We start from the raw sequence: 10,144 nt of genomic DNA, 5'->3' as shown, positions 1-10,144 counted from the left end.
ATGCGGTGGTTCAGTCGACATAGGTGTTGAATGATCAACCGCATTCGCGAGCAAGCCCGCTCCCACATGGGGTGTCGTTGTATCAGGACGTTCAGTACAGGCTGTCGTGCAGCCTGACAGGGGCTTCTCGATCATACGCCTCTGCATCGAACTGGCCGTCATTCAGGCGCTTGTGAAAGGCGCCCGCGGTGGGCAGGGCCGAGCGCTCCAGGTACTTTTCCGGGTTCCACAAATCCGAGCGGACGATGGCCTTGGAACAGTGGAAGTAGGCGGCTTCGACCTCCACCAGAATCACCGTGCGCGGCGGTTTGCCGTTCACTGCAAAGCTATCCAGCAACTCGGGCTCGGCGCTGATCTGCGCGCGACCATTGACCCGCAATGTCTCGCCAATCCCCGGGATGATGAACAGCAACGAGATCCGTGAATCGAGGACGATATTGCGCAAGGTGTCGATGCGGTTATTGCCCGGTCGGTCGGGAATCGCCAGGGTTCGTTCATCGATGATCCGCACAAAGCCCGGTGTGTCGCCACGCGGTGAGCCGTCCATGCCATCGGGGCCGACCGAGCTGAGGATGACCAGTGGCGAGGCGCGCACCATCGCCTGGTAATCGAGGTTGAGAAAGGGGATTTCCTTGCGCACGGCGCGGTCGTGAGGGCGGCCGTAAATCGCTTCAAGTTGTTCGAGAGTGGTCAGCATTGTGCACTTCATCCATGAAGGGTTATCGGGCGTTCAGAAAGCCAGGGCCATGCGCCGCTCGTAGCCGATCCGGCCTTTGTAGGCGTTGCCGCTGTCGACCCAGCCTTGCTTGAGGTAGAGCCTGAGCGCCGATTCGTTGTGTGCATCCACCGACAGCTCCAGCCCCTTGATCTCTGGCCAGGCCTGGCGTGCAGCAAGTGGCAGGGCTTGCAGGAGCGCGCTGCCATAACCCTTGCCCTGGTGACGGTGATCGACCTGTAGCGCGTGCAGGGTCGCGGTGTCTTCATGGGCCCAGTGCGGCAGGAACGGCGGACGCTTGAGCAGCAGGAACGCTACCGGAACCTCGTCGACGAGCAGGGCAAAGCCCTTGATGCCGTCACGCGGTGCTGACAACAAGGTGTGCAGGGCCATGTCGATATCGCCGGAGAATTGCTTCTGCCGGTCAGGGATCTCAATGGCTTCCAGTTGCTGGCATTGAGCGGGTGTCAGCTGTTCGTAGGGAACGAGTTGGGTGATCACTGGCGGTGTCCGTGGTCCGACAAAGGTGAACTGCGGATTTTAGCCAGTTTGTCTCTTCGACATTTATTTTATTTGAGCGGTCGATTTGGCTCGTCGCCAGACGACTAAGAGTGTCTTCACACAAAAAGCCCACTGATGTTCAGACGCTGTTCAAGCGGCCACCCTGATCGTCGGGATTTTCGCCAAATGCTCAATCTGCAGCCATAGTTGATCAGCCTGATGACGGAGAGTCTTATGAAATACCTATGCCTGGTCTACAGCGACGAACGGCTCCTGCACAGCTCGCCCGACAGCCCCCATGACGCCGAGTGCATAGCCTATGCCGAGTCGGTTCAGGGCAGCGGCCGGATGCTCGCCGCCGAGGCGCTGGAATCCGTTCAGACCGCCACCACGGTGCGTATGCGCGGCGGCAAGCTGTCGATCACCGATGGCCCGTTCGCCGAAACCAAGGAGCAACTGGCCGGTTTCTACCTGATCGATGCGAAGGACCTGAACGAGGCCATTCAGGTTGCCGGTAATATCCCTGCCGCCCGGGTCGGCAGCGTTGAAGTACGGCCCGTCCGTGAGTTGAACCTAGGGTGATCACAGGCATGGCAAACTGATGCCGGGCGAGTCGGTCAAGGCGCTGGTCGAGGCGGTTTATCGCAACGAATCGCGGCGCATCCTCGCCACGTTGATTCGCTTGCTGGGGGATTTCGACCTTGCCGAAGAGGCTTTGCATGAAGCCTTCTTTGTCGCGGTCGAACGCTGGCAGCGCGATGGCGTGCCCGATAATCCACGCGCCTGGCTGGTGTCGACCGGGCGTTTCAAAGCCATTGACGGTTTGCGTCGTCGGGCGCGATTTGCCGCTTCTCAAGCGGCGTTGGTGGCACAGCTGGAAGAGCTCGAAGAGACCGACTGGAGTGCTGAGGATGTGGAAGACGATCGCTTGCGGCTGATCTTCACCTGCTGCCACCCGGCCCTGGCGGCGGATGCGCAGGTGCCGTTGACGCTGCGCGAAGTCTGCGACCTGACCACTGAGGAAATCGCCCGGGCCTTTCTTGTTGCACCGTCCACCATTGCCCAGCGCATCGTGCGCGCCAAAAGCAAAATCCGCGACGCGAAAATTCCCTATCAAGTGCCTTCCGTTGCCGAATTGCCCGAGCGCCTCGACAGCGTATTGCGGGTGATTTACCTGGTGTTCAACGAAGGGTATTCGGCGTCGGTCGGCAGTGAGCTGACTCGTGAAGACCTGACCCGCGAAGCAATCCGTCTCGGCCGCTTGTTGATGGAGCTGTTACCGGAAGCAGAAGTGATGGGGCTGCTGGCGCTGATGCTGCTCAATGAATCGCGACGCCCGGCCAGAACCTCGGCGTCAGGTGAGTTGATCGTGCTCGATGAGCAGGATCGTTCGCTGTGGAATGCCCGGATGATTGCCGAAGGCTGTGCCTTGATCGAACGCGCGTTGAGCACGCGTGGCTTTGGACCGTATTGCCTGCAAGCCGCGATTTCGGCGGTGCATGCCGAGGCCGCAACGGCCGAGCAAACCGACTGGCCGCAGATCGTCGGGCTGTATGACGTGTTGCTGCGGGTGCAGCCTTCGCCGGTGATTGAACTCAATCGCGCGGCGGCACTGTCCCGGCGCGACGGGCCGCTGGCGGGGTTGACGCTGGTCGAAGGGATTCTGCAGCGAGGCGAGCTGCTTGACTATCACCTGGCCCATTCGGCGCGCGCCGAGTTCTGTCGGCAACTGGGTCGTGTTGAAGAGGCGAGGGCGGCTTATTTGCGCGCCCTTGAATTGACTCGGCAAGCGCCGGAGCGACGGTTTATCGAGCGACGGATGAGTGAGCTCAAGTAATGGCCGCACCGCATACCTCATCCGTATCTGTATCCGACCCCGCATCCGTATTCGTATCCCGCATCGGCATCGGCATCGGCATCGGCATCGGATACGGGATGCAGGTTACGGATATGGATGAGGATTCGGGTACGGGAGCGCCCAACACCCTGTTTCACTCCAGCATCTTTGCCAGCAACCAGCTCCCCGCTGGCCCTGGCGGATGCAGGCGTGACCAAAGGGCGTCGACCGACACCGGTTTCGGCCAGCCGCGGACCTTGAGTTCCTGCAACGAGCCCGCTCCAAAACGCCCGACCAACCAGCGCGGCAAGGGCGCCCAACCAAAACCGCCTTGGGCCATTTCCAGCAGCATCAGGTAACTGGGCGCCGACCAGACTCGGCCTTGGGCACGGGTTTCGTAGGGATTGATGATGGTTGCCAGGCGCAATTCACGGTGCTGCTGCAACGTTTCCTTATCGACTTTTTGCAGCGCCGCCAGCGGATGTTCGGTCGACACGAACAAGGCAATTTCCGTGCGCTCGTCGACCGTCGCACTGTTCAGGTCGGCCGGGTAGTCGGACTGCATTTCGGCGAAGGCGATATGCGCGCGCCCGCGTTGCACCAGGGCGATCAAATCGTCGCACTCGGCAATCAGGCATTCGAGTTCCAGGTCCGGGTAGCGCTGTTCGAAGTCACTCAATGCCGCTTCAAAGCGATCGGACTGGTAGGTGTCGGAAATCGCCACTGTCAGCTTCGCCTCAACGCCTTGGGACAGCTGGGCGGCGGTCATTTCCAGGCGGCTGGTGGCGGCCAGAATGTCTTCGGCGCGTTGCAGCATGACATGCCCGGCCGAGGTCAGGCTGGGCTTGCGGCTGCTGCGATCGAAGAGTGTCACGTTCAGGTCGATTTCCAGGCTGGCGACGGCCGCGCTGATGGTCGACTGGCTCTTGCCGAGTTTTCGCGCCGCCGCAGAAAACGAGCCTTGGGTCGCTGCCTGGACAAACGCCAGCAGCACTTCATGTGAGGCCATGAACTATCGCCTTGATCGATGGTTACTAGTTATGAAGTATCGGTGTGGTGGTAGATGATGGCAACCACATTCACCCAGGGAGCTTGATGATGAGCACCAACAAATCCTTTACCGAACGTGTTTTTCAGGCCATTGGCTTCGAGCTGCTGGCGGTCATGCTGTGTACACCATTGCTGGCGTGGCTGATGGACAAGCCGATGCTCGAGATGGGCGCCGTGACCATTGCCATCGGTCTGATCGCCTTGGCCTGGAACGTGTTGTTCAACGGTTTGTTCGACCGTCTGCTCAAGCATCTGGCGCTTACCCACAGCGCCGCTACCCGAGTCGTGCACGCGTTGCTGTTCGAAGGGGGGCTGGTGGCGGTCAGCGTGCCGCTGATTGCCTGGTGGCTGAACGTCAGCCTGTTGCAGGCGTTGATTCTGGACATCGGCGTGTTGCTGTTTTTCCTGCCGTACACCTACCTCTACCACTGGGCGTATGACGTGGTGCGTGAGCGACTGGTAATGCGCGAGTCTTGCGAGGGATAAAAGCCAGGATCGTCCGAGCCGCGCTCGGACGATCTTTTGATCCTGATTACAAAAACATCCCGCCCGAAGCTTCGACCCGCTGGCCGTTGATCCATTGGCCACCCGGCGCCAGCAGTAGCGCAATGGCAGCGCCAATGTCGTCAGGTTTGCCGGCGCGACCCAGCGCCGTATTGCTGGCCACCAGTTGATTGATGTCCGCGTTATCGCGCACCGCACCGCCGCCGAAGTCGGTTTCGATGGCGCCCGGTGCCAGGATATTCACCGCAATGTTGCGCGCGCCGAGTTCCTTGGCCTGGTAGCGCGTCAGCACTTCCATCGCCCCTTTCATCGCTGCATAGGCGCCGTAACCCGGCAGGCTGAAGCGGGTCAGACCGCTGGAAATATTGATGATCCGGCCACCGTCATTCAGCAGCGGCAGCAGGTTCTGGGTCAGGAAAAACGGCCCCTTCAGGTGAATGTTCATCAGCAGATCGAATTGCTCGACGGTGGTGTCGGCGAAGTTCGCGTGCACGCCGACCCCGGCGTTGTTGATCAGAAAGTCGAAGTGCTGGCGATCGAAGTGGTTTTTCAGGACCTTCCCGACCTCTGCGGCGAACGCGCCGAAACCTTCACTCCGGCCGACGTCGAGTTGCAGCATGGCGGCGCGACCACCAAGGCTTTCGATCTGCGCGACCAGCGCCTGGGCTTCGTCGGCACGGCTGCTGTAGGTGCCGATAATGTCGATGCCCTGAGTCACCAGATGCAGGGCGGTGCTTTTGCCAAGGCCACGGCTGGCGCCGGTGATCAATGCGATTTTGCGGTTCATGGAACGTTCTCCAGAGCAGTGAGTGATGATGGGAGAAAGTTTATTTATCCGCCTTGTGGTGATAAACAGGCTGTAATCGGAATCACTGGTCGGATTAACCGAACAATAAAGAGTGGCCCCATGAACAAACTGGAACTGTTGCGCACCTTCGTCCGGGTCAGCGAAATGTCGAGTTTCACCCTCGCGGGCGAAAGCCTCGGCTTGCCCCGTTCTACCGTTTCCGAACACGTCCAGGCCCTGGAAACCCTGCTCGGTACACGCCTGCTGCAACGCACCACGCGCAAGGTTCAGGCGACCCAGGACGGGCTGGTGTTGTACGAGCGCAGCAAGGATTTGCTGTCGCACATGGATGAAATCGAAGGGCTGTTTCGCCAGGACGAAGCCTCGCTGACCGGGCGGATTCGCATCGATATGCCGAACATTCTGGCCCGTCGGGTGGTGATGCCGCGCCTGCCGGAGTTCATGGCTCGGCACCCTCATCTGGAACTGGAAATCAGCAGCACCGACCGCCGGGTCGATTTGCTCGGCGAAGGGTTTGATTGCGTGCTGCGGGTCGGCGCGCAACCGGATCAAACGGTGGTCGCTCGTCACCTGTGCGACTTTGCCATGGTCAACTGCGTCAGCCCTGCCTATCTGCAGCGCTATGGTGTGCCGCAGCGGCTCGAAGACCTGGCGCAGCATCGGCTGATTCATTACGTCGGCGTACTGGGTTCGCGCTCGGAGGGTTTTGTGTACGAGGAGGAGGGCACGCTGCATCGAATGCCGATGAGCGGCAGTGTGACGGTCAATAATACCGACGCTTACGAGTCTGCGTGTCTGGGTGGTTTCGGGTTGATCCAGGCGCCGCTGATGGGGATGCAGTCGTACCTGCTCAGCGGTGAATTGGTGGCCGTCTTGCCGCAGTTCAACGCACCGTCGATGGAGGTTTCGCTGCTCTATGCCCGGCAACGGCATTTACCATTACGCGTGCGGGCATTCATGGACTGGCTGGGGCAGGTGATCCAGGCAACCCACTGACTTGTAGGAGCCGAGCTTGCTCGCGATAGCGATTTCACATTCAACGCAACGGTTGACTGTGAAATCTCTATCGCGGGCAAGAGCTAGGCGCCCCCCGCTCCTACGAGGTCATGCGTCAGATGTGGAAGTAACCCACGCAGGAGTCGAACGGCAGGCGCTTGAGTTCGATCTTGTTCAGGTCGAACACTTCGCGCAGGGCTTTGGTTTCGCCCGGGAAGTTGCGATAAGCGACTTCGTCCAATACCACGATGGCGCCTTTTGGCATGTACGGCAGGAAGGTTTCCAGCGCGACTTTGGTCGACTCATACAGATCGGTGTCGAGGATCAGCATCGCCACGACCAGGTCCGGACGGGTCTTGACCCACTCCGGCGCGGTCTTGCAGATATCGCCCTTGACCAGTTCGCAACGCGGGATGCGGTTGACCGGACGCAACAGGTCGTTGGCGTCGATCATGTCCTGGATCAGCGACTGGTCGGTGTCGGAGAACATGGTCTCGTTGACGTCGGCCGGGTCTTCATCCTTGTTGATGCTCTGGAAGCCTTCGAAGGTGTCGAAGCCAACGATCGAACGGTTGATCGCGTAGGGTTCCAGGATCATCGACAGGTGCATGTAAAGCATCAGCGAGTTGCCCTTGTACACGCCGCACTCGATGATCGCGCCCGGGATTTCGGCGACCTTCTTGAACAGCTCCATGCGCGACAGCGCAGCGGTCACGCCGATGCGATTGGCGAACACGTAAGGGGCATCGGCCACGTACTCGGCGTCGACCCGCTTGAGAACGCCAGCGCGGGTTTCGTTGTATTGGGCCTCGGCAGGCGTAATGCGACGCTTGGTCATGATTGGATTCCTTGGAAATTCGAGAAGTCGTGGGCGTGGAAATAGTCTTTGAAACCGGCGCCGACATCCGGGCACGCGCTGTCGACGTTGATCGCGCCGCGCTTGTGCTTCAGGTCGTCAAGATGCATCAGGCGGAAATCCACGCTGAAGCGGGTTTGTTCGGTGTAATTGGGAACCGTGCCGTGCAGGTGTGAACCCGAGAAAATCAGCATGTCGGCGGTGTTGCCGGCAATGCGGATCTCGGACGCCGCGTCGATGTCCTCGGTTGGCACCGGGTGCTGACGAGCTTCTTCCTTGACGTTGTCCTTGGCGCGCTGGCGTTGCACGTCGATCCAGTCGGAGAGGCTCCACTGCGCCGAGGTGTTCTTCACCGGCTTATCGAAGTACGCCGGGTTGATCATCATGGTCTGGTCCGGCTGGATCGTATAAACCGGCATCCAGGTGTTGATCTGGCAGTCGACGCCGCCGTACCAGGTGTCGCGATGGGGTTTGTAGGCGTAGCTGACGCCGGCGTGCAGGTAATCGTAGTTGGGCACGACGCGAATCCGCGGCACGTCGAAGATGAACTCTTCGGGGACTGCACCGATTTCTTCGGTGAAACCACGGATCAACTCTTTGGCCCGCAGGCTATTGGTGAATTGGCCTTTGAGCCGGGTCACCAGCACCACGAACTCTTCCACCGGCATCAGGCGGTGCAGGGCCTGGTGGTCAGTCTCGCCGTCAAACGCGGCAGTGATGCTTTCCTGAGCGAAAGCACAGAGTTCTTTCGCTGCGTTGAGCTGGGTGTTCAGGAAGATATCGCCAGCGTAGATGGCGCTTTTGAAGTCAGCTTTCTTCTGAAGCTGATTGATGTACAGATTCACGGTTCCCCCTCCTGAATGCATCGGGTCTCTTAAGAGTCGGCACGAAGGTAACAAACTGAAGCCCGATCCAGCGGGTGCTGAACCAATTAGTGCTTAATCCACTGATTTTGCGACGAAATGCCTGTCGAGTGAGCGCGCCGCTGATGGCTCCTATAAAAAACTCCCGAACCGATTGCCCGGTTCGGGAGTTTTTTACGTGCTGTCAGGTTCAGAACAGTTGGGTGAACAACCAGTACAGACTACCGGACAGCAGAATCGCCGCCGGCAAGGTCAGCACCCAGGCCATCAGCAGGTTGCGGATGGTCTTCATCTGCAAGCCGCCGCCGTTGGCCACCATGGTCCCGGCCACGCCGCTGGACAGCACGTGAGTGGTCGATACCGGCAGGCCGAACATGTCCGCCGCGCCAATGGTCAGCATCGCCACGGTTTCTGCCGAGGCGCCTTGGGCGTAGGTCATGTGGGTCTTGCCGATCTTTTCACCGACCGTGACCACAATGCGCTTCCAGCCGACCATGGTGCCCAGGCCCAGCGCAATCGCGACGGCGATTTTCACCCACAGCGGAATGAAGCGCGTGGCGTTGTCGATCTGCTGTTTGAACAATTGCAGTTTGCCCGTGGTGTCGGCATCGAAGTCGCCGACCTTGTTCTTGTCCATCAGGCGAATGGTTTCGCTGGTCAGGTACATGTCGTTACGCACGTTGCCCATGGCCTCGGCCGGGACTTTGGCGAGCGAGCCATAACCTTTCACTTCGTTGCCGATGTTGCCCGCCAGGGCGGCGAGGGCGGGGATCAGTTGCGGTGTCGCTTCCTTGCTGCGCACGTATTCGGACAGCACGGGGCGCGGGTCGGACGGGGCCGGTAGCGGAGCACTTCTGACCAACGCTTGCTGGGTCACTTCGGCGACGGCGGCGAATTGCAACGCCTGGTCGGCCGGCATGGTGCGGTTCAGCGCATAGGCCATCGGCAGGGTGCCGACCAGAATCAGCATGATCAGGCCCATGCCTTTTTGGCCATCGTTGGAGCCGTGGGCGAAGGACACGCCAGTGCAGGTCAGGATCAGCATCCCGCGAATCCACCACGGTGGAGGTGTGTTGCCTTTCGGTGCTTTGTACAGCGCACGATGTTTGACGAAGATGCGCAACGCCAGCAGCAACAGTGCGGCAAATGCGAAGCCGATCAGTGGTGACAGCAGCAACGCGTAACCGACCTTGGTGGCTTGCGCCCAGTCGACACCACTGGTGCCGTCGCGTCCGTGCATCAGCGCATTGGCGACGCCGACGCCGATGATCGAGCCGATCAAGGTGTGGGATGACGAGGCCGGCAAACCCAGCCACCACGTGCCGAGGTTCCACAAAATTGCCGCGATCAGCAGGGCGAAGATCATCGAGAAACCGGCGGATGAACCGACTTGCAGAATCAGCTCCACCGGCAGCAAGGCGATGATGCCGAAGGCTACGGCGCCGCTGGACAGCAACACCCCGAGGAAGTTGAAGATCCCCGACCAGACGACCGCAAAATGTGCGGGGAGTGAATTTGTGTAAATCACCGTTGCCACGGCGTTGGCGGTGTCGTGGAAGCCGTTGACGAACTCAAAACCCAAGGCAATCAACAGCGCCACACCCAGCAGCAGAAACGGCGTCCAGGTGGTCACCGTAGTGCCGAGGTCATGCATGTCGTGTATCAGGCTGTAGGCGGTGAACAGCAGCCCCATGGCCAGCACCGCGAAAAACACCACGGCGGTCAATACACCGGTTTTTTTATCGAGTTGCGGGCCGGCACTGCTGGCGGGAGCGTTGGAGGCGGCGGTCAAGGAAGGCGTAGCCATGGCCGGACAATCCTGTGTCAGGGAGGAGTGCCGGTCATGATCGTTGCCGAATGTTACAGCGAGACTGCTTTGGGTCAGTGTTTGGGTTCTTTGCCTATCCGCGGCCCCACATACTTGTAGGAGCAAGGCTTGCCCGCGATGAACGATGACGCGGTCATCCTGTCAGACCGCGGTGCATCAATCGCGGGCAAGCCTTGCTCCTACGGT

11 protein-coding genes are annotated in these 10,144 nt (G+C 60.0%); 4 read left to right on the top strand and 7 right to left on the bottom strand.

What is annotated here, in order from left to right:
* Window positions 1-91: 91 nt before the first annotated feature.
* Both AC3WK5_RS26640 and AC3WK5_RS26635 read right to left on the bottom strand, forming a co-directional pair.
* Window positions 92-697 (bottom strand): pyridoxamine 5'-phosphate oxidase family protein, encoded by a 606-nt coding sequence (locus AC3WK5_RS26640; RefSeq protein ID WP_103314967.1) that lies wholly within the window; start codon window positions 695-697, stop codon window positions 92-94.
* Between the two features lie 33 nt (window positions 698-730).
* On the bottom strand, window positions 731-1,216 hold the full coding sequence (locus tag AC3WK5_RS26635; RefSeq protein WP_103314966.1) for a GNAT family N-acetyltransferase: 486 nt from the start codon (window positions 1,214-1,216) through the stop codon (window positions 731-733).
* A gap of 234 nt (window positions 1,217-1,450) precedes the next feature.
* Here AC3WK5_RS26635 and AC3WK5_RS26630 point away from each other — a divergent pair, with 234 nt between their 5' ends.
* Both AC3WK5_RS26630 and AC3WK5_RS26625 read left to right on the top strand, forming a co-directional pair.
* Window positions 1,451-1,798 (top strand): YciI family protein, encoded by a 348-nt coding sequence (locus AC3WK5_RS26630; protein WP_103314965.1) that lies wholly within the window; start codon window positions 1,451-1,453, stop codon window positions 1,796-1,798.
* 19 nt (window positions 1,799-1,817) lie between these two features.
* Window positions 1,818-3,053, top strand: a complete 1,236-nt coding sequence (locus tag AC3WK5_RS26625; RefSeq protein WP_103314964.1) for an RNA polymerase sigma factor — start codon at window positions 1,818-1,820, stop codon at window positions 3,051-3,053.
* Between the two features lie 154 nt (window positions 3,054-3,207).
* On the opposite strand, the gene AC3WK5_RS26620 is transcribed toward AC3WK5_RS26625, so the two are convergent.
* On the bottom strand, window positions 3,208-4,062 hold the full coding sequence (locus AC3WK5_RS26620) for a LysR family transcriptional regulator (RefSeq protein WP_103314963.1): 855 nt from the start codon (window positions 4,060-4,062) through the stop codon (window positions 3,208-3,210).
* Window positions 4,063-4,151: 89 nt separating this feature from the next.
* Here AC3WK5_RS26620 and AC3WK5_RS26615 point away from each other — a divergent pair, with 89 nt between their 5' ends.
* A complete protein-coding gene (locus AC3WK5_RS26615; RefSeq protein WP_054593648.1) occupies window positions 4,152-4,589 on the top strand; it encodes a multidrug/biocide efflux PACE transporter in 438 nt (145 codons plus the stop codon).
* 46 nt (window positions 4,590-4,635) lie between these two features.
* Here AC3WK5_RS26615 and AC3WK5_RS26610 read toward each other — a convergent pair whose 3' ends face one another.
* Window positions 4,636-5,394 (bottom strand): SDR family NAD(P)-dependent oxidoreductase, encoded by a 759-nt coding sequence (locus AC3WK5_RS26610; protein ID WP_103314962.1) that lies wholly within the window; start codon window positions 5,392-5,394, stop codon window positions 4,636-4,638.
* 120 nt (window positions 5,395-5,514) lie between these two features.
* On the opposite strand from AC3WK5_RS26610, the gene AC3WK5_RS26605 reads away from it, so the two are divergent.
* The gene (locus AC3WK5_RS26605) at window positions 5,515-6,411 is read left to right on the top strand and encodes a LysR family transcriptional regulator (protein WP_103314961.1); all 897 of its coding nucleotides are present in this window, start codon (window positions 5,515-5,517) and stop codon (window positions 6,409-6,411) included.
* Window positions 6,412-6,526: 115 nt separating this feature from the next.
* Here AC3WK5_RS26605 and AC3WK5_RS26600 read toward each other — a convergent pair whose 3' ends face one another.
* From AC3WK5_RS26600 to AC3WK5_RS26590, 3 genes are all read right to left on the bottom strand, one after another.
* Window positions 6,527-7,249 (bottom strand): TylF/MycF/NovP-related O-methyltransferase, encoded by a 723-nt coding sequence (locus AC3WK5_RS26600; protein ID WP_103314960.1) that lies wholly within the window; start codon window positions 7,247-7,249, stop codon window positions 6,527-6,529.
* Window positions 7,246-8,112, bottom strand: a complete 867-nt coding sequence (locus tag AC3WK5_RS26595; protein WP_103314959.1) for a phytanoyl-CoA dioxygenase family protein — start codon at window positions 8,110-8,112, stop codon at window positions 7,246-7,248. Before AC3WK5_RS26595 ends, AC3WK5_RS26600 begins: the two co-directional genes overlap by 4 nt.
* Window positions 8,113-8,320: 208 nt before the next feature.
* Entirely contained in the window at window positions 8,321-9,937 is a 1,617-nt protein-coding gene (locus AC3WK5_RS26590) for an inorganic phosphate transporter (protein WP_103314958.1), read from the bottom strand.
* Window positions 9,938-10,144 lie beyond the last annotated feature (207 nt).

The sequence above is a fragment of the Pseudomonas sp. FW306-02-D09B genome (assembly GCF_058782685.1).
Note: the sequence above shows the minus strand (reverse complement) of the source record. Positions and strands in the feature narration are given on the sequence as shown.

Bases quoted from the DNA above. Each gene is read 5' to 3' on its own strand.
- AC3WK5_RS26625 (WP_103314964.1), top strand. From the start codon at position 1,818: ATGCCGGGCGAGTCGGTCAAGGCGCTGGTCGAGGCGGTTTATCGCAAC.
- AC3WK5_RS26615 (WP_054593648.1), top strand. From the start codon at position 4,152: ATGAGCACCAACAAATCCTTTACCGAACGTGTTTTTCAGGCCATTGGC.
- AC3WK5_RS26590 (WP_103314958.1), bottom strand. From the start codon at position 9,937: ATGGCTACGCCTTCCTTGACCGCCGCCTCCAACGCTCCCGCCAGCAGT.
- AC3WK5_RS26620 (WP_103314963.1), bottom strand. From the start codon at position 4,062: ATGGCCTCACATGAAGTGCTGCTGGCGTTTGTCCAGGCAGCGACCCAA.
- AC3WK5_RS26605 (WP_103314961.1), top strand. From the start codon at position 5,515: ATGAACAAACTGGAACTGTTGCGCACCTTCGTCCGGGTCAGCGAAATG.
- AC3WK5_RS26640 (WP_103314967.1), bottom strand. From the start codon at position 697: ATGCTGACCACTCTCGAACAACTTGAAGCGATTTACGGCCGCCCTCAC.
- AC3WK5_RS26630 (WP_103314965.1), top strand. From the start codon at position 1,451: ATGAAATACCTATGCCTGGTCTACAGCGACGAACGGCTCCTGCACAGC.
- AC3WK5_RS26600 (WP_103314960.1), bottom strand. From the start codon at position 7,249: ATGACCAAGCGTCGCATTACGCCTGCCGAGGCCCAATACAACGAAACC.
- AC3WK5_RS26610 (WP_103314962.1), bottom strand. From the start codon at position 5,394: ATGAACCGCAAAATCGCATTGATCACCGGCGCCAGCCGTGGCCTTGGC.